Here is a 17,340-nt window from a genome sequence, read left to right on the forward strand (position 1 = left end):
GATGACTGAGCACTCCGACCTCACCAAGCTCTTCTTCGGTCGCCTGACCTGGGAAGCGATTCCGTACCACGAGCCTATACTGCTGGCCACTTTCGCCGCCGTGGTGCTGGGCGGCCTGGCGCTGCTGGGCGCCATCACCTATTACGGCAAGTGGGGCTACCTGTGGCGGGAGTGGTTCACCAGCATCGACCACAAGAAGATCGGCATCATGTACATGGTGCTGGGCATCGTGATGCTGCTGCGGGGCTTCGCCGACGCCATCATGATGCGGCTGCAGCAGGCCATCGCCTTCGGCGATTCGCTGGGCTACCTGCCGCCGCATCACTACGACCAGATCTTCACCGCGCACGGCGTCATCATGATCTTCTTCGTGGCCATGCCGCTGGTCACCGGGCTCATGAACTACATCGTGCCGCTGCAGATCGGCGCGCGCGACGTGGCCTTCCCCTTCCTGAACAATTTCAGCTTCTGGATGACCACCGGCGGCGCCGTTCTGGTGATGATGTCGCTCTTCGTGGGCGAATTCGCGCGCACCGGGTGGCTGGCCTATCCCCCGCTGTCCGGCATTCTGCACAGTCCCGACGTGGGGGTCGATTACTACATATGGGCCTTGCAGATCGCGGGGGTGGGCACGCTGCTGTCGGGCGTCAACCTCATGGTCACCATCGTGAAGATGCGCGCGCCCGGCATGACGCTGATGCGCATGCCCGTGTTTACCTGGACCGCGCTGTGCACCAACGTGCTCATCGTGGCCGCCTTCCCCGTGCTGACGGCGGTGCTGGCGCTGCTCTCCATGGACCGCTACGTGGGCACCAATTTCTTTACGGCGGACTTCGGCGGCAACGCCATGATGTACGTGAACCTGATCTGGATCTGGGGCCACCCCGAGGTGTACATCCTGATCCTGCCGGCCTTCGGCGTATTCTCGGAGGTGGTGTCCACCTACTGCGGCAAGCGGCTCTTCGGCTACGCGTCCATGGTGTACGCGTCGGTGGTGATCACGGTGCTGTCGTACCTGGTGTGGCTGCACCACTTCTTCACCATGGGCTCGGGCGCCAGCGTGAACTCGTTCTTCGGGATCACGACGATGATCATCTCCATTCCCACGGGCGCGAAGATCTTCAACTGGCTGTTCACCATGTACCGCGGCCGCATCCGCTTCGAGGTGCCCATGCTCTGGACGGTGGGCTTCATGGTCACCTTCGTGATCGGCGGCATGACGGGCGTGCTGCTGGCCGTGCCGCCCGCCGACTTCGCGCTGCACAACAGCCTGTTCCTGATCGCGCACTTCCATAACGTCATCATCGGCGGCGTGCTGTTCGGCCTGATGGCGGGCATCACCTACTGGTTCCCCAAAGCCTTCGGCTACAAGCTCGATCCGTTCTGGGGCAAGTGCTCGTTCTGGTTCTGGCTGGTGGGTTTCTACGTGGCCTTCATGCCACTGTACGTGCTGGGGCTCATGGGCGTGACGCGCCGCCTCAGCCATTTCGAGGACGCCTCGCTGCAGATCTGGTTCCAGATCGCGGCGGTGGGCGCGGGCCTGATCGCCATCGGCATCGCGTGCTTCCTGATCCAGCTCGTGGTGAGCTACCGGCGCCGCCATGAACTGCGCGACGTCACCGGCGACCCCTGGAACGGCCGCACGCTGGAATGGTCCACCTCGTCGCCGCCGCCCGCCTACAACTTCGCCTTCACCCCGCGGGTGCACGACCTGGACGCCTGGTGGCAGATGAAGCAATGCGGCTACCAGCGGCCGCAGCAGGGCTTCATTCCCATCCACATGCCCAAGAACACCTGGGCCGGCATCGTGCTGGCCGCCATCAGCGTGGTGATGGGCTTCGCGCTGATCTGGCACATGTGGCCGCTGGCGGCGGTTTCGTTCGCCGCGCTGATCCTGGTTTCCATCGTCCATACCTTCAACTACCAGCGCGACTACTACGTGCCGGCCGAGGAAGTCGTCCGTTGCGAAGCCGCCCGAACCCAGCTCCTGAGCAAACATGTCTGATACCTACGCGCCCCCTCTCACCGGCGGCCAGACGCCGCCGCAGCCGCTGAGTTTCCACGTCGAAGGCGAGCACCACCCGCAGAACGGAACCCTGCTGGGCTTCTGGGTGTACCTGATGAGCGACTGTCTCGTCTTCGCCTGCCTGTTCGCCACTTACGGCGTGCTGGGGCGCAGCTACGCGGCGGGCCCGTCCGGGGCCGACCTGTTCGACCTGCCGCTGGTGGCGGTGAACACCTCGCTGCTGCTGCTCTCGTCCATCACCTACGGCTTCGCCATGCTCGAAATGCGCCGCAACCGGATCGGCGCGACGCAGGGCTGGCTGGCGGTCACGGGCCTGCTGGGCGCGGGCTTCCTGGGCCTGGAGCTCTACGAGTTCGCTCACCTCATCCATGAGGGCGCGGGGCCGCAGCGCAGCGCGTTCCTGTCGTCGTTTTTCACGCTGGTCGGCACCCACGGCCTGCACGTCACCTTCGGCATCGTGTGGCTGGTGACGATGATGGTCCAGGTGCAGCTGCACGGCCTGATCCCGGCCAACCGCCGGCGCCTGATGTGCCTGTCGCTGTTCTGGCACTTCCTGGACCTGATCTGGGTGGGCGTGTTCACCTTCGTCTATCTCATGGGAGTGCTGCCATGACCGTACGCACCGATCACATGGCCAACCTGAGCCAGGCCCACGGCATGCAGCACGCGGCAGATCACGGCCATGGCGGCCACGGCGGCCATGACGGGCACGGCGGCCATGACGGGCACGGCGAGGACGACGGCCCGCACGGCACCTTCAAGGGCTACGTCACGGGCTTCGTGCTGGCGGCCATCCTGACCGCCATACCGTTCTGGCTGGTGATGAACCGCGTGTTCGACAGCTCGCGCGTGACCGCGCTGGTGATCCTCGCCTTCGCGGTGGTGCAGATCGTGGTACATATTGTGTATTTCCTGCACCTGGACGCCAAGTCCGAGAGCGGCTGGAATATGCTCGCGCTGATCTTCACGCTGGTGCTCGTTGTGATTACCCTCAGCGGCTCCATCTGGATCATGTACCACCTCAACTCCAACATGATGCCCGCGTCGATACACGACATGCGGAATATGCCTTGACCGCAGCAACCGAGAAGTCCCCGGGCGGCGCACCGCGCGCGCCCCGCAGCCGCGCCCGGCTGCTCGTTCTGGCCGTGATCGCGGCCGTCCTGTTCACCGGCTTTTGCGCCCTGGGCACCTGGCAGGTGCACCGGCTGGCCTGGAAAGAAGCGCTGATCGCGCGGGTGGACGCCCGCGTCCATGCGCCGCCCCAGGCCGCTCCCGGCCCCGGCCAGTGGGCCGGCCTGAACGAAGCCAACGCCGAATACCGCCGCGTGAGCGCGAGCGGCATGTTTCTCTACGACCGCCAGACGCTGGTGCAGGCCGCCACCGAGCTGGGCAGCGGCTACTGGGTCATGACGCCCCTGGAGCTGGACGGCGGCGGCATCGTCATGGTGAACCGCGGCTTCGTGCTGCCCGCCTGGCGCAAGACGCCGGCCGCGCGGGGCGAACCGCCGGCGCCCGGCAGCGTGACCGGGCTGCTGCGCATGGGCGAAGCCGGCGGCGCCTTCCTGCGCCACAACGATCCGGCCGCCGGCCTCTGGTATACGCGCGACCTGCCCGCCATCGCGGCGGCGCGCGGGCTGGCCGACGTCGCGCCCTATTTCATCGACGCCGAGGCGGCGCCCGGCGCGCCGCGCGATCCGGCCTCGGCCCCCGTCGCGGGCCTCACCGTGCTGGCCTTTCCCAACAGCCACCTCAGCTACGCGATCACCTGGTACGCGCTGGCGCTCATGGTCATCATCGGCGCGCTCATCGTCGTGCGCGAGGAAAACCGTTCGCGCAGGAACTGAACCCGCGCGGCCCGCGCCATGCGGGCCGCGCGCCGGCAAGCGCGCGCCGGATCAGAACGTGTGGCGGATGCCCACGCCCAGGGCCGTGCTCTTGAGCCCGTCGATGAAGGCGTAATCCTTGCCGTACGAACCGTAGGCGTACAGATTGGTGCGCTTGGACAGGTCGTAGGTGTAGCCCAGGCTCCAGACGTTCATGGTTTCGTCGCCGCCGGTCAGGTCGGCGTTGTTGGGATCCACGCGCTGCCAGGAGGCGAAAAGGCTGCTGCCGCCGCCGATGGGCAGGGTAGCGCCCAGCATGTAGGCATTGGCCCGGAAACCGTCCACGAAGCGGCTGCTGCCGAATTGGTCGCTGTAGGGCGTGCCGGAGGGCAGGTCCTGGCCGACGAACCAGCCGTCGGTGGTGCGGCCGTAGGCGGCGGCGAGCTTGACCACTTCGAAGTCGTAGGACAGGCCCACGGCGTACTGGCGCGGCGTGGCGCTGTGGTCGATGGAGGCGCGGTTCGAGCCGTTGAGCTGGTCGTAGGTGAGGGTCACGTTCAGCGGGCCGCGCAGGTAGCGCAGGCCGGCCGTGATGCCGCGGGTGTTGTCCGCGGTGCCGAAGCCGCTCTGGTCGCCGATGGTGTCGTCCGCGTTGAACGAATAGCCCACGCCCAGCTCGAAGCCATTCACGTTGGGCGTGCGGTACATGACCATGTTGTCCCAGCGCATGGTGTTGGCGGCGCTGAAGCCCAGGCCCAGGTTGGCCTGCGTGTAGCTGGTGTAGAACGGATCGATGTCGGCGAGGTAGTTGGACCCCACGGTGGCCTGGCGGCCGAACTCCAGCGAGCCCCAGGCGTCGTTGGCGAACCCGATGGTGGCCTGGCGGCCGAACAGGCGCCCGCTCTGGCCGCGGCCGCCGTTGCCCGAATCGAAGCCGCTTTCCAGCTTGAACACGGCGCGCAGGCCGTCGCCCAGGTCTTCGGAGCCGCGCAGGCCCCAGCGCGAGCCGGCCTGGATGCCGTTGATCATGCCCAGCTTGCTGCCGTCGTATCCGTCGCCCTTGATCTTGTTGTAGCCAATGCCGGTGTCGATGACACCATAGAGAGTGACTGACGTTTCTGCCTGAGCGGTGCCTGCGAATGCGGTCAGCATGGCGGCTGCGAGCAGCGTCTTTTTCATCCGTTGAACTCCTGAATGGTGTGGAAAAAGAAAAAGGAACCACACGTTTGGCATAGCCGAGGTGGGGTTCCCGAACCGGATTTTAGTTCAATTTCAGACATTTTTTGGCTATTTACCCGCAAATTCAGGGAAAAAATCGGATCAACCGCAGAACAAGCCGGGCCGCGGCAGGCCGGTGGCAACGGCGTCCGTGCCCATTAGACAAGGGCTGAACGGGAATCAGATTTCAGAAGCAAACGTTCAGATAAGTCCTAACGCCCACCTCGGCGGCGGCAACGCAAAATCACAGCTTTCGATCGACCGCCCACCCATGACCCGACTCCGCATCGTCCTTGCCGATGATCATCCGCTGGTGCTGATGGGCATGCGGGACCTGCTGGAGAAGGACTTCAGCTTCGAGGTCACCGCCACGCTCGACAGTCCCACGGCCCTGGTCGAGCACCTGCGCCGCCACCCCGCGCACGTGATCATCACCGACTACTCCATGCCGGGCGACGAAACCTACGGCGACGGCATCCGCCTGGTCAAGTACCTGCGGCGGCACTTTCCGGTTCCGCGCGTGGTGGTGCTGACCATGGTGTCCAACCCCATGATCATCTCGGCCCTCTACGACGCCGGCGTGTCCGCCGTGGTGCTCAAGCGCCACAACCTCAACGAGATTTCCGCCGCCCTGCATACGCTGCAGGCCGGCCGCCGCTACTACCCGCCCGGCTTCCAGCGCGACGGCGCCATCGACGCGCGCAACAAGTTCATCGGCGAACGCATCAACAGCCTGTCGCCCAAGGAATACGAGGTGCTGCGGCACTTCGTGCGCGGCGAATCCATGATGCAGGTGGCCGAGAGCCTGAAGCGCAGCGTCAAGACCGTCAGCGGCCAGAAGATCTCGGCCATGCGCAAGCTCAACGTGCAGACCGACCAGGAGCTGGTCGCGTTCTGCGTCACGAGCGGCATTTTTCCGTAGAAGCGGCGCCCGCAAAGGCCCCGGCGCCGTCAGTCCGCCGGCGCCGGACAGTCCAGGTCGCCTGCGCCGCACTCGAGGTAATCGCGCAGCGCGCGCGTGCGGTCGCGCGTCAGCCGGTCCAGGCATCGGGCCTGGGCCATGGGATAGGCGCTGCCTTCCTGCACGCCGCCCGCCGCGAACGCGCATTCCGCGTCGCGGAACGCCAGCCAGGCGCGCTGCGCGGTATTGAGCCGCGACTCCGCCTGTCTGTCTTTGTGCAGCCGCGCCACCAGCGATTTGTAGGCCGCGTTCAGCTCCGCGTCCGACTTGCGGTAAGCCTGGTCGGCGCAGAGATTCATGTCGGTCTGGGTTGCCGGGTCGGCGCAGTTCAGGCCCTGCGCCTGGGCGCCCGCCGCCAGGGCCAGCCCCGCCAGAACAACGCCCGCTGTCGCATGCCGCATCGATGTTTCTCCTGTCGCCGGGAAATTGCGCGCGCGGCGCAATGGAACACCGACACCATAGAAGAATCGGCCGGCGCGCGCAGCAACCGTACCATGCCGTTTGCTTCCATCCTTAACCGCGCCGGGCGCGACGCTAAGATAATGGCCTGCCCCTTGTCGCCGTTCCCCATGAAAATCCAGCTGCTCTCGGACCTGCATCTCGAAACCGATCCCACTTTCCAGGCCCGCCCCGCGCCCGGGGCAGACCTGCTGGTGCTGGCGGGCGACATCGGCTCCTACCGCAGCGGCAGCCGCCTCCAGGAAGACGATTTCGGCCTGGGCCGCTACTCGCCCCGCCGGGGCTGGCCCACGCCGGTGGTCTATGTGCCGGGCAACCACGAATACGACAACCGCGACTTCGACGAAACCCATGCGCGCCTGCGCGAGCTTTGCCAGGCGCTGGACATCCATTGGCTGGAGCGCGAAGTCCTGGTGCTGGACGGGGTGCGGCTGGTGGGCACCACGCTGTGGACGGACTTCGACGCGCTGGCCGCGCCCGGCGACACGCTGACCGCCGTGCTGAACAAGCGCGGCAAGGCTTTCCGCGCGGCCGACTTCTACCTGGCCAAGGCGGAGATGCGCCGCCATGGCGCGCCGTTCATGGCCGAGCAGATGCGCGAGGAGGGGTTGGCCTGCCAGGAATGGCTGGCCCGCGCGCTGCGCGCCCCGCACGCCGGCCGCACCGTGGTCGTCACCCACTTCGCCCCGACCCTGGCCAGCGCCGATCCGCGCTACGGCGTCACGCCGGGCACCGCCGGTTTCTGCAATGCGCTGGACGACCTGCTGCCGCTGGCCGACTGCTGGATGCACGGGCACCTGCATTGCGCCCAGGACTACGTCCGGAACGGCTGCCGGGTCGTGGCCAACCCGCTCGGCTATGCCAAGAAAGGCGAGCAGGGCGACTACGCGCCCGGCAAGGTGTGGGAAGTCTGACGCATCGCCCGCCTCAGAATTTCAGGCTGGCGCTCAGGCCGTAGGTGCGCGGATCCCCCGCCTTGACGTAGCCTTCCGACTGGTACAGCCAATAGCGTTTGTCCGCCAGGTTGTTGATGCCGGCGCGGAAGGTGGTTTCGTAGCCGTAGATGCGCGTGTCGTAGGTGGCGCCAACGTTGACGATGGCGTAGCCGCCGACCTCGACGTCGTTGGAAGCGAGCAGCATGGTGGCTCCCGTGTATTTCACGTCCGCCCGCAGCTTCAGGCCCGGCACGCCCGGCACCGCGTAGGCGGCCTGGGCCGCCGCCACGAACTTCGGCGCGCCGGCCACGCGGTTGCCGACGTTGCCGGCCCCTTTCCGGTACTCGGAATCGAGCAGCATGAGGCTGCCGCCCACGGTCCAGTCGCGCGCCACGCGGGCCGAGGCGCCCAGTTCCAGGCCCTGGTAGACGGACTTGCCGTCTTGCACCAGCTCGTTGGCGGCGTTGGCGTACTCGGCTTTCTTCTCGATGCGGAACAGCGCCGCGGTGGCGGCCCAGTCTTCGTGGCTGGTCTTCACGCCGAGTTCGTATTGCCGGCTCTTGAGCGGATCGAGCAGCTCGCCATCGTTTTCGTAAAGCGGCCCCACGGACGAGCCGGGCTCCAGCGACTCGATGTAGCTGGCATACACCATGGTCTGCGGCGTGACGTTGTACATGAGCGCGACGGTGGGCGTGAGCACGCCGCTCTTGTCGTATTTCGACGACTGCGCGCCGGTGGCGTCGAAGCCGCGCTGCTCGTAATCGGTGTAGCGCAGGCCGCCCAGCAGCGACCAGCCGCGGCCCAGGTCCAGGGTGTCGCTGGCGAACACGGCCTTCTGCGTGATTTCCGCCGCGCGGTACAGGTCCAGGCTGCCTTCGCTGTCGTAGACGTTGCGGTTCGGGTCGTGGAGATTGCCGGTTCCCTTCGGCTCGTACACACCGTTGGCGCTGTAGTCGTTCTTGCGCTTCTCCCAGGATGCGCCCAGCACCACGTGGTGCCGCAGCGGGCCGGTGGCGAAACGGCCCTCGGCCATGGCCCGCCACTGGTTGTAGCCATAGGCTTCGCCGTAGTCCGAACGATAGTCGTCGTAGTCGCCGGCGCTGTTCCGCAGCATCAGCACCGACTCGTTGCGGCGGGTGCGCGTGGAGCTGTAGCTGTAGTCGGTGCTGAGCGTCCAGCGGTCGTCGAGACGGAACTTCAGGCCGGTGGAATAGAAGCGGAAACGGGTGTCGGCGTAGGTGCCCTCGCCCACCAGGCGATTGTCGTCGGCCCGCACCGGAGACGGCAGCCCGGCCCCGTCGGGCAGCGTGCCGGCATAGATGGTGGGATCCTGGCCGATGGCCTTGCGGTCCTGGTAGAGCGACTGGAAATCCCAGACGAGGCGGTCGGTGAGGCGCGCATCCAGGGCCAGGGACACCGAATCCCGGTAGAGCGAGCCGCTGTTGTAGGTATTGCCTTCCTCGTGGGTGGCGTTCAGGCGGTAGCCCAGCGCGCCGTCCTGCCCCGCGCGGCCGCCCAGGTCCACATGCTCGCGCAGCAGGCCCTTGGAAAGATAGCCGAAGTCGATGCTGCGCACGGGCTCGTCGGTGGGACGCTTGGTGACGTAGTTGAGCATCCCGCCGGGCGAACCGAAGCCGTACATGAAGCCGGACGCGCCTTTGAGCAGGTCGATCTGCTCGAATTGTTCGTAGGGCAGCGTGACCACGTAGCTGGGAAAGGGCTTGCCGTCGATGCGATAGGAGTTCTGCCAATCCAGCGGCAGCCCGCGCACGGTGAGGTAGCTGGCCCAGGCCCCGCTGGACGAGCCGTTGTCCGACACCGAGGCGTCCAGCGCGAACACATCGCCCAGCTTGGAGACCTGGCGGTTCTCGAGGTCCGCCGCGTTGACCACGGCGCTGGAAAAAGGCGTCTCGAGCTGGCTGCGGCTGCCCAGGGCGCCGGTATTCACGGGCGCCTCCAGGTGCTGGAGCGTGTCATCCACCGCGCTGGCCTTGACCGTCACGGCGGGCAGTTGCGCAACCGGGCCGTCGGGCTGCGCGGCCTGCTGGGCGGCAGCGGGAAAAGCCAGCCCCAGGGCCAGGGGCAGCGCGGCGGGAAGGAGCCGGACGCCGCGCGCCCGGGCGCGGGCGGGCAAGGAATGGGCACGATCTGCCAAGACATTTCTCCAAAGAAAAAGCGGGTTGGAAAAAGTCAGATTTTTAATACAAATATGAATCATTACCAAAATAATTCCGGTGGCCGGACCTGTCGCGGGCCCCGGCGTCCGGCCGCCGGAGCGCCGCCGGCCGGACGGCGCGCGCCTCGCCTCAAGGCGCGGGATTGGGATGCCTGCGGTGGATGTCGTCGATGGCCTGCAGCAGTTCCGGCGGCAGCGTGATGTCGACGCTGTCGATGTTTTCCTTCAATTGCGCCATGGTCGTGGCGCCGATCAGGTTGCTGGCGACAAAAGGCTGCTGGTTGACCCAGGCCAGCGCCATCTGCGCGGGCGCGAGTCCGTGCTCGCGCGCCAGGGCCACATATTCGCGGGCCGCCGCCTCGGCCTGCGGATTGCTGTAGCGGGTAAAGCGCGTGTAGCGCGTCAGCCGGGCGCCCTCGGGGCGCGCGCCGTCCAGGTACTTGCCGCAAAGCACGCCCATGGCCAGCGGCGAATAGGCGAGCAGGCTCACGTCTTCGTGGTGGCTGAATTCCGACAGGCCGATTTCATACACCCGGTTGAGCAGGTTGTAAGCGTTCTGGATGGAGGCGATGCGCGGCAGGCCGCGCGCCTCGGCATGCCGCAGGAACTGCGCCACGCCCCAGGGCGTCTCGTTGGACACGCCCACGTAGCGCACCTTGCCCGCCCGCACGAAGCCATCGAGCACATCCAGGGTTTCCTCGACGGGCACGGTGTGCTCGTCCTTCACCCAGGGATAGGACAGCTTGCCGAAAGTGGCCGTGGTGCGGTCGGGCCAGTGTAGCTGGTAGAGGTCGAGATAGTCGGTCTGCAGGCGCTTGAGGCTGGCATCCAGGGCGGCAGTGAGGTTCTTGCGGTCGAGGAAGGTCTTGCCGTCGCGGATGTGGCCGGGCCGCTTGGGGTCGCGCACCGGACCGGCCACCTTGCTCGCCAGCACGATCTCCCGGCGGCGGCCGGTCCTGGCGAGCCAGGTGCCGATGTAAGTCTCGGTCAGGCCCTGCGTCTGCGCCATGGGCGGCACGGGGTACATCTCCGCCGTGTCGATCAGGGTGACGCCGCGCTCCAGCGCGTAGTCGAGCTGCTGGTGGGCTTCGGCTTCGGTGTTCTGCTCGCCCCAGGTCATGGTGCCCAGGCCGATCAGGCTCACGTCCAGCCCGGTGCGGCCGAGTTTGCGGGTTTTCAAGTTCAGCTCCGTGGTGAGAGAAAGACGGGAAAAGCGCTACCTTAACCCCGCGCGCTTTGCTTGGGGCTGAAAGCGGCGGCCGGCGGATGACAAGGCCCGCCCGCGTGGCGGACAATGCGCCTTTCGCTCCCGCCGCCGGACGGCAGGCCCGGCCGCGGGGATCTCCGCCATCCAGAAAGGAACACCATGCAAGGGCAAGGCAGCACGCAGGCTGAGGGCGCGGCTCCCATCGAAGCGCGCGACGTATGGATAGAAACCGGGCAGGGGCGGCTGTACGCCCGCCAGTGGCTGCCCGCCCGGGACGTCCTGCCGCCGGTGGTGCTGCTGCACGACTCCCTGGGCTGCGTGGCGCTGTGGCGGGGCTTTCCCGAAGCCCTGGCGCGCACCCTGGGCCGGCGGGTCATCGCCTACGACCGCCTGGGTTTCGGCCGCTCGGACCCTCACCCCGGCCCGCTGGATCCGGCCTTCGTCACGCTGGAAGCCGAGCAGGGCTTCGCCGCGCTGCGCGCGCAACTGGAGCTGGAGTCCTTCGTGCTCATGGGCCACAGCGTGGGCGGCGGCATGGCGGTCGCCTGCGCCGCGCGCCACGCGGACGGCTGCCGCGCGCTCATCACCGAATCCGCCCAGGCCTTCGTGGAAGACTACACGCGCGACGGCGTGGCCCAGGCGCGCATCGCGTTCCGCGACCCTGCCCAGCTCGACCGCCTGCGCCGCTACCACGGCGACAAAGCCCGCTGGGTGCTGCAAGCCTGGACCGAAACCTGGACAGCCGACGCGTTCGCGGACTGGAGCCTGCGCGCCACGCTGCCCGGCGTGACCTGCCCCGTGCTCGCCCTGCACGGCGCGCAGGACGAGTACGGCACCGCGCGCCACCCCGAAACCATCTGCGCGCTGGCCGGCGGGCCCTGCCGCATGGAGCTGCTGCCCGGCCTGCGGCACGTGCCGCACCGCGAAGACGAGGCGCGCGTGCTCGCGCTGGTGGCGCAGTTCCTGGACGCGCCGCCGGGGCGCTGAGGGGCCGCGCGGCTCGAACCGCGAGCGGCTTCTCGGGCAGCCGCTCGCGCAGCGCCGCGATAAAGCTGAAGCGCCGGCGGGTATATCTCGTATGCTAATATCTTGCATGCTAAATATATTCCGCGCCCGCCGGACACAGCCATGACCGAATCCCGCCCCGCTTCCATCGGCCGCCTGCTCGTGCAGGGCGGGCGCCAGTGGCGCAAGCGCATCGACCAGTCGCTGGCCGTGGCCGGGCTGTCGCAGTCCACCGCCTGGCCGCTGCTGGCGCTGCGGGTGCACGGGGCGCCGCTGCGCAACGGCGTGCTGGCCGAAGAGATCGGCATCGAGGGCGCCTCGCTGGTGCGGGTGATCGACACGCTTGAGGCGGCGGGGCTGGTGGAGCGCCTGCCCGACCCGCTCGACAGGCGGGCGCGCTGCGTGGCGCTGTCGCCGGCCGGCGCGGCCAAGGCGGAGGAAATCGCCGCCATCGTGGACCGGGTGCGCGCCGAAGTCGTGCAGGGCCTGCCCGAGGCCGACCTGAAAGCGGCCGAACGCGTGCTGCGCGCCATCCACGAGCGCCTGGACGCCCTGAACGCCGCGGGGCGGCAGGCATGATCACCCAGGCTTTCACCTACCGCCCCACGGTCAACGACGCCATTTTCTCGGCCAAGAACTTCACGGCCTCGATGCTGGCGCTCTACATATCGCTGGCGCTGGACTTCCAGCGTCCCGCCTGGGCCATGGCCACGGCCTACATCATTGCCCATCCGCTGTCGGGCGCCCTGACTTCCAAAGCCATCTACCGCGTGCTGGGCACGCTGCTGGGCGCGGCGGTGGCGGTGCTCCTCGTGCCCCGGCTGGTGAACGCGCCGGCCCTGCTGTCGGGCGCGCTGGCGCTGTGGGTCGGCCTGTGCCTGTACGTCTCCATGCTGGACCGCCGGCCGCGCAGCTACATCTTCATGCTGGCGGGCTACACCGCCGCCATCGTGGGCTTCTCCAGCGTGACCGAGCCGCTCGGCGTGTTCGACACGGCCCTGGCGCGCTGCGAGGAGATCACGCTGGGCATCCTGTGCGCCACGCTGGTCAGCCACCTGGTGCTGCCCCGGCACGTGGGCGGTCTGGTGTCCATGCGCATCGACGCCTGGCTGCGCGACTCCGCCTCGCTGCTCATCGACAGCCTGCACGGCGAGGCCGGCATGCGCCGGCTGCCCCGCGACCTGCAGCACCTGGCCGCCGGCGTGGCCGAGCTGCGCACTCTGTTCGTGCACCTGGCCTACGAGAAACCGCAGTTGCGCGGCGGCCAAGGCGTGCTGCGGGTGCTGCACGACCGCATGGCGCTCATGCTGCCCGTCATCGGCGCCATCACCGACCGCGTGACGGCGCTGCGCAGCCTGGCCGGCGGCGAGCGGCCGGCCGACATCGCGCGGCTCGTCGAGCTGCTGGAGCGCTGGCTGCGCCCCGGACCGGACGACGACCCGGCCGCCGACCTGGCGGCGCTGCGCGAGGCCATCGGCCGCCTGCGCGCCGATGCGCAACGGCGCGCGCAGGCGGCCGGCGAGCCCGGCGGCGCGGACACCTCGGCCTGGGAGGCCATTCTGCGCGACAGCCTGGCGATGCGGCTGGAACGGCTGGTGGAGCTGCGCGTGGACGCTCACGACCTCTGGCGCCACATCCGGCGCGGCGAGCGGCCGCGGCGCCGGGTCGGGCGGCAGTTGCCGGTGGGCGAGCTGCGCGACCACGGTGTGGCGCTGCGCTGCGGGGCCGCGGCGGCGATGTCGGTGGGGTTCTGCGCCTTCGCCTGGATCGCCACGGGCTGGCCGTCGGGCGTCATGGCGGTGCAGATGGCCTCGGTGGGCTCCTGCATCCTGTCGTTCATGGACGACCCCGTGCCCGCGCTCAAGGGTTTTCTGCAATGCACGGTGCTGTCGGCCGTGGTGGCGGCGCTGTATCTGTTCGGCGCGCTGCCCATGACCAGCCACTACGTCACGCTGGTCATGGCGCTGGCGGTGTTCCTGCTGCCTGTGGGCATGATGCAGGCGTCGATGGCGCATTTCGGCATTGCCCTGCCCATGATCGCCAACACCATCCTGCTGCTCAACATCCACAACGTACAGAACGAAACCTTCGACACCTTCATCAACGGCGCCATCGCGTCGGTGCTGGGCTTTGCCGTGCCCACCATCGTGATCTATTTCGTGCGCGCCATGAACCCCGACGCCAGCGTGCGCCGGCTGATCGCCGGCGGCTGGGCGGAACTGGCCGAGGCGGCGCGCGGCCGCCTGGCGCTGGGCCGCGATTCTTTCGCGCGGCGCATGTACGACCGCGTCGCCATGCTGGCCCCGCGCGCCGGGGCCGCCGCGCCCGCGGTCCGGGCCAAGGCGCTGCGCACCAGCTTCGAATTCGGCGCGGCCGTCAACCTGGTGGAGCTGCAGCGGCTGCGGCCCCAGCTTCCGGTGGCCGGCCGCGCCGCGCTCGACGACCTGCTGGGCGCCATGGCCCGTCTGTTCGACGCCCGCCGCAAGCGGCGCGACGCCGCGGGCGCGCCGGCCGACGCGCTGCGCAGCCTGGACGCCGCGCTCACCCAGGTGCGCCGCGAGCCGCCCGCCCAGGGCCTGCGCGAGATCCTGGCCGCGCTGGCCGGACTGCGGCTGGCCTTCTTCGGCAGCGCGGCGCCCTACCGGGGCTGAACCGGCCGGCTTGCAGGCAACTGTTGCAACATCCCGTCCCCATTATCCGCAAACCGCCGGCAGGCGCCTGCGCGGCGTGTAAACTGCTGGCTTTTTGATTCTGCTGGCATGGTGCACGTACCCTCTGACCGAGGCATCAGCGGTTCCGCGCTCATCCGCCTGCTCACGCGCCTGGGCCAGGGGCCGGCTCCGGCCTCGGAGCTGCCCTTGTCCGACCGCCTGAGCCAATGGCTGGGCTGGACGGACGCGATCGCCCTATCGGCCGTGCTGGGCGGCAACTCGCCCGCCGTGCCGCTGGGCACGAAAACGTTCGGCGAGCCCGAAGAGCGCGACTGCGCCCGCACGCGGGCCGATCTGGCCAAGGCCATCATCGAGGACAGCGCGTTCGCGCCGCCCCCGAAGCCGCGCCCCGGCCAGCCCCGTGCGCCGGCCCGCCCCGCGCGGCCGGCCGACGCCGATGCGGAATACGCCTACTATCGCCAGCGCTATCACTTCCTGCAGCGCACCATGGAAACCGCCATCGGCAACCTGCGCAGCCGGCTGCGCGGCATCCTGGCCGCCCAGTCGGCCGGCATGACCCGGCTGGCCGTGCTGGACGCCATCATGGACCGGGCCCTGGCCGCGCGCGAGCGCAGCCTGCTGACCGCGGTGCCGGGCCTGCTGGAACCGCATTTCGAGCGCCTGCGGCAAGCGGCGCAGGCCGAGGCGCAACAGGCGGCGGCCGATGCCGGCGAACCCGCCCGGGCGCCCGACGCCGCATGGCTGGACGTGTTCCGCAAGGACATGCAGAGCGTGCTGCTGGCCGAACTGGACATACGCTTACAACCGGTCGAGGGGCTGCTCGCCGCCCTTCGCGCCTGCTGAAACAGGACCCCATGATCCGAACCCTGCAATTTCTCGTCTTTCTTGCCGGCCTGGCCGTGGTGTGCTGGGTGGGCTACAGCTACGCGCCCACCAATCCGCTGGCCCTGGCCGTCACCCTGCTGGTGGGCGCCTTCTACCTGACCGGCGCGCTGGAGCTGCGCCGGTATCAACAGGCCACCGACAGCCTGGCGCGCGCGACCTCCGATCTCGAAACCGCGCCGGCCAGCCTGAACGGCTGGCTCGAACGGCTGCACCCCAGCCTGCGCAACGCGGCGCGGCTGCGCGTCGAAGGCGAGCGGGCCGCCCTGCCCGGCCCGGCGCTTACGCCCTACCTGGTCGGGCTGCTGGTGCTGCTGGGCATGCTGGGCACCTTCCTGGGCATGGTGGCCACGCTGCGCGGCACCGGCCTGGCGCTCGAAGGCGCCACCGACCTGCACGCGATCCGCGCCTCGCTGGCCGCGCCCGTCAAGGGCCTGGGCTTTGCCTTCGGCACTTCGGTGGCCGGGGTGGCCGCCTCGGCCATGCTGGGCCTGCTGGCCAGTCTCTGCCGCCGCGAACGCCTGCGCGCCTCGCAGCAGCTGGACGCGCGCATCGCCGGCCCGCTGCGCGCCTATTCGCTCTCGCACCAGCGCGAAGAGGTCTACCGCCTGCTGCAGCGCCAGTCCGAAGCCCTGCCCGCCCTGGCCGACCGCCTGGGCGCGCTGGCCGAACAGATGGAGCGCCAGAGCCAGTCCCTGAACGAGCGCCTGCTCGCCAGCCAGGAAGCCTTTCACGGCAAGACCGAAGCCGCCTACGCGCGCCTGTCGGGCACGCTGGAAACAGCGCTGAAGCACAGCGTGGCCGAAAGCGCCCGCGCCGCCGGCGCGGCCATCCAGCCCGCCGCCGAAGCCACCATGGCCAGCCTGGCCCGTGAAGCCGCCTCGTGGCAACAGGGCGTGGCCGCCGCCGTCACGCAGCAGCTCGACGGCGTGTCGGCCCGGCTCGAAAACGCCACCGAGCGCGTGGCCGGCCTGTGGAGCCAGGCGGTGGCCGGCCAGCAGCAGGCCAACGCCGCGCTGGGCCAATCGCTGGAGCAGACGTTCGCGCGCTATGCACAGACCTTCGAGGAACGCTCGGCCAGCCTGGTGGACACGGTCTCGGCGCGCATGGAAGCGGCCGCCGGCGGCGTCTCCCAGGCCTGGACCGACGCGCTGACGCGCCAGGAAGAGGCCGGCCGGCGGCTGACCGGGCAGCAGCGCCAGGCGCTGGACGACGCTACGGCCGCGTTCCGCGGACATGCCGAGGCGCTGCTGGCGTCGCTGCAGTCCTCGCACGCCAGCCTGCAAGCGCAGCTGGCCGAGCGCGACGACGCGCGCCGCGAAAGCTGGGCCCGGTCGCTGGCGGAAGTCAGCGCGGCCCTGCGCGCCCAATGGGAGCAGGCCAGCGCCGAGGCCGCGCAGCAGCAGCAACGCATCTGCGAAACGCTGGCGCAGACCGCGCGCGAGATCGCCGAACAAAACCGCGCCCATGCCGCCGGCACGGTCGCCGAAATCGACCGGCTGGTGCAGGCCGCCGCCGAGGCCCCGCAGGCGGCCGCCCGCATGCACACCGACCTCGCCGCCCGCGACGCCGAGCGTCTGCAGGTCTGGACCGGCACCCTGGCCGACATGGCCAGCTCGCTGCGCGAGGAATGGCGCCGCGCCTCCGAGCAGGCGGCGCAGCGGCAACAGCAGGTCTGCGACACCCTGGCCGCCACCGTGCGCGACATCTCCGCCCAGACCGAGGCCCACGCCGCCAACACCATCGCCGAAATCGACCGGCTGGTGCAGGCCGCCGCCGAGGCCCCGCAGGCGGCCGCCCGCATGCACACCGACCTCGCCGCCCGCGACGCCGAGCGTCTGCAGGCCTGGACCGGCACCCTGGCCGACATGGCCAGCTCGCTGCGCGAGGAATGGCGCCGCGCCTCCGAGCAGGCGGCGCAGCGGCAACAGCAGGTCTGCGACACCCTGGCCGCCACCGTGCGCGACATCTCC

Annotated in this window: 15 protein-coding genes; 11 read left to right on the forward strand and 4 right to left on the reverse strand. The window is 69.1% G+C overall.

Going from position 1 to position 17,340, the window contains the following annotated elements:
- Position 1: 1 nt before the first annotated feature.
- The 4 genes from cyoB to NGJ44_RS19825 are packed head-to-tail and all read left to right on the forward strand — an operon-like array spanning position 2 to position 3,873.
- A complete protein-coding gene (gene cyoB / locus NGJ44_RS19810; RefSeq protein WP_251865338.1) occupies positions 2-2,005 on the forward strand; it encodes a cytochrome o ubiquinol oxidase subunit I in 2,004 nt (667 codons plus the stop codon).
- Positions 1,998-2,639 carry a cytochrome o ubiquinol oxidase subunit III gene (gene cyoC, locus NGJ44_RS19815; protein WP_053245838.1) on the forward strand — a complete coding sequence of 214 codons (642 nt, stop codon included), beginning with the start codon at positions 1,998-2,000 and terminating at the stop codon, positions 2,637-2,639. Before cyoB ends, cyoC begins: the two co-directional genes overlap by 8 nt.
- A complete protein-coding gene (gene cyoD / locus NGJ44_RS19820) occupies positions 2,636-3,100 on the forward strand; it encodes a cytochrome o ubiquinol oxidase subunit IV (RefSeq protein ID WP_251865340.1) in 465 nt (154 codons plus the stop codon). Before cyoC ends, cyoD begins: the two co-directional genes overlap by 4 nt.
- On the forward strand, positions 3,097-3,873 hold the full coding sequence (locus tag NGJ44_RS19825) for an SURF1 family protein (protein WP_251865342.1): 777 nt from the start codon (positions 3,097-3,099) through the stop codon (positions 3,871-3,873). The genes cyoD and NGJ44_RS19825 overlap by 4 nt, the downstream gene beginning before the upstream one ends.
- 51 nt (positions 3,874-3,924) lie before the next feature.
- Here the strand turns inward: NGJ44_RS19825 and NGJ44_RS19830 are convergent, their stop codons facing one another.
- Positions 3,925-5,031, reverse strand: a complete 1,107-nt coding sequence (locus NGJ44_RS19830) for a porin (protein ID WP_053246231.1) — start codon at positions 5,029-5,031, stop codon at positions 3,925-3,927.
- A 310-nt stretch (positions 5,032-5,341) separates the two neighbouring features.
- Here NGJ44_RS19830 and NGJ44_RS19835 point away from each other — a divergent pair, with 310 nt between their 5' ends.
- Entirely contained in the window at positions 5,342-5,992 is a 651-nt protein-coding gene (locus tag NGJ44_RS19835) for a response regulator (RefSeq protein ID WP_251865345.1), read from the forward strand.
- A gap of 29 nt (positions 5,993-6,021) precedes the next feature.
- Here NGJ44_RS19835 and NGJ44_RS19840 read toward each other — a convergent pair whose 3' ends face one another.
- A complete protein-coding gene (locus NGJ44_RS19840; protein ID WP_053246229.1) occupies positions 6,022-6,432 on the reverse strand; it encodes a lysozyme inhibitor LprI family protein in 411 nt (136 codons plus the stop codon).
- A gap of 168 nt (positions 6,433-6,600) precedes the next feature.
- Between NGJ44_RS19840 and NGJ44_RS19845 the strand changes: the two genes are divergently transcribed.
- Positions 6,601-7,404: a metallophosphoesterase gene (locus NGJ44_RS19845; protein WP_053246228.1), complete on the forward strand. Its 804-nt coding sequence runs from the start codon at positions 6,601-6,603 to the stop codon at positions 7,402-7,404.
- 13 nt (positions 7,405-7,417) lie between these two features.
- Here the strand turns inward: NGJ44_RS19845 and NGJ44_RS19850 are convergent, their stop codons facing one another.
- Together NGJ44_RS19850 and NGJ44_RS19855 are read right to left on the reverse strand one after the other, a co-directional pair.
- The gene (locus NGJ44_RS19850) at positions 7,418-9,580 is read right to left on the reverse strand and encodes a TonB-dependent siderophore receptor (protein WP_235490974.1); all 2,163 of its coding nucleotides are present in this window, start codon (positions 9,578-9,580) and stop codon (positions 7,418-7,420) included.
- 151 nt (positions 9,581-9,731) lie between these two features.
- Positions 9,732-10,781, reverse strand: a complete 1,050-nt coding sequence (locus NGJ44_RS19855; RefSeq protein ID WP_053246226.1) for an NADP(H)-dependent aldo-keto reductase — start codon at positions 10,779-10,781, stop codon at positions 9,732-9,734.
- A 186-nt stretch (positions 10,782-10,967) separates the two neighbouring features.
- Between NGJ44_RS19855 and NGJ44_RS19860 the strand changes: the two genes are divergently transcribed.
- The 5 genes from NGJ44_RS19860 to NGJ44_RS23215 all read left to right on the forward strand — a co-directional run.
- Complete coding sequence (locus tag NGJ44_RS19860) at positions 10,968-11,795, forward strand: alpha/beta fold hydrolase (protein WP_251865347.1); 828 nt, start codon at positions 10,968-10,970, stop codon at positions 11,793-11,795.
- 141 nt (positions 11,796-11,936) lie between these two features.
- Positions 11,937-12,392, forward strand: a complete 456-nt coding sequence (locus NGJ44_RS19865; protein ID WP_251865349.1) for a MarR family winged helix-turn-helix transcriptional regulator — start codon at positions 11,937-11,939, stop codon at positions 12,390-12,392.
- The gene (locus NGJ44_RS19870) at positions 12,389-14,464 is read left to right on the forward strand and encodes an FUSC family protein (protein ID WP_251865351.1); all 2,076 of its coding nucleotides are present in this window, start codon (positions 12,389-12,391) and stop codon (positions 14,462-14,464) included. Before NGJ44_RS19865 ends, NGJ44_RS19870 begins: the two co-directional genes overlap by 4 nt.
- A 108-nt stretch (positions 14,465-14,572) precedes the next feature.
- Positions 14,573-15,328 (forward strand): DUF3348 domain-containing protein, encoded by a 756-nt coding sequence (locus NGJ44_RS19875; protein WP_251865353.1) that lies wholly within the window; start codon positions 14,573-14,575, stop codon positions 15,326-15,328.
- An 893-nt stretch (positions 15,329-16,221) separates the two neighbouring features.
- A partial coding sequence (locus NGJ44_RS23215; protein ID WP_502802156.1) for a DUF802 domain-containing protein occupies positions 16,222-17,340 on the forward strand: 1,119 nt, incomplete at its 3' end.

The organism is Achromobacter sp. Marseille-Q4962 (assembly GCF_943737005.1).
Classification (GTDB): domain Bacteria; phylum Pseudomonadota; class Gammaproteobacteria; order Burkholderiales; family Burkholderiaceae_B; genus Achromobacter.

What these genes read in the sequence shown, in the direction of transcription:
- cyoB (WP_251865338.1), top strand. Translation starts at nt 2, where the DNA reads ATGACTGAGCACTCCGACCTCACCAAGCTCTTCTTCGGTCGCCTGACC.
- cyoC (WP_053245838.1), top strand. Translation starts at nt 1,998, where the DNA reads ATGTCTGATACCTACGCGCCCCCTCTCACCGGCGGCCAGACGCCGCCG.
- cyoD (WP_251865340.1), top strand. Translation starts at nt 2,636, where the DNA reads ATGACCGTACGCACCGATCACATGGCCAACCTGAGCCAGGCCCACGGC.
- NGJ44_RS19830 (WP_053246231.1), bottom strand. Translation starts at nt 5,031, where the DNA reads ATGAAAAAGACGCTGCTCGCAGCCGCCATGCTGACCGCATTCGCAGGC.
- NGJ44_RS19835 (WP_251865345.1), top strand. Translation starts at nt 5,342, where the DNA reads ATGACCCGACTCCGCATCGTCCTTGCCGATGATCATCCGCTGGTGCTG.
- NGJ44_RS19840 (WP_053246229.1), bottom strand. Translation starts at nt 6,432, where the DNA reads ATGCGGCATGCGACAGCGGGCGTTGTTCTGGCGGGGCTGGCCCTGGCG.
- NGJ44_RS19845 (WP_053246228.1), top strand. Translation starts at nt 6,601, where the DNA reads ATGAAAATCCAGCTGCTCTCGGACCTGCATCTCGAAACCGATCCCACT.
- NGJ44_RS19860 (WP_251865347.1), top strand. Translation starts at nt 10,968, where the DNA reads ATGCAAGGGCAAGGCAGCACGCAGGCTGAGGGCGCGGCTCCCATCGAA.
- NGJ44_RS19865 (WP_251865349.1), top strand. Translation starts at nt 11,937, where the DNA reads ATGACCGAATCCCGCCCCGCTTCCATCGGCCGCCTGCTCGTGCAGGGC.
- NGJ44_RS19870 (WP_251865351.1), top strand. Translation starts at nt 12,389, where the DNA reads ATGATCACCCAGGCTTTCACCTACCGCCCCACGGTCAACGACGCCATT.
- NGJ44_RS19875 (WP_251865353.1), top strand. Translation starts at nt 14,573, where the DNA reads ATGGTGCACGTACCCTCTGACCGAGGCATCAGCGGTTCCGCGCTCATC.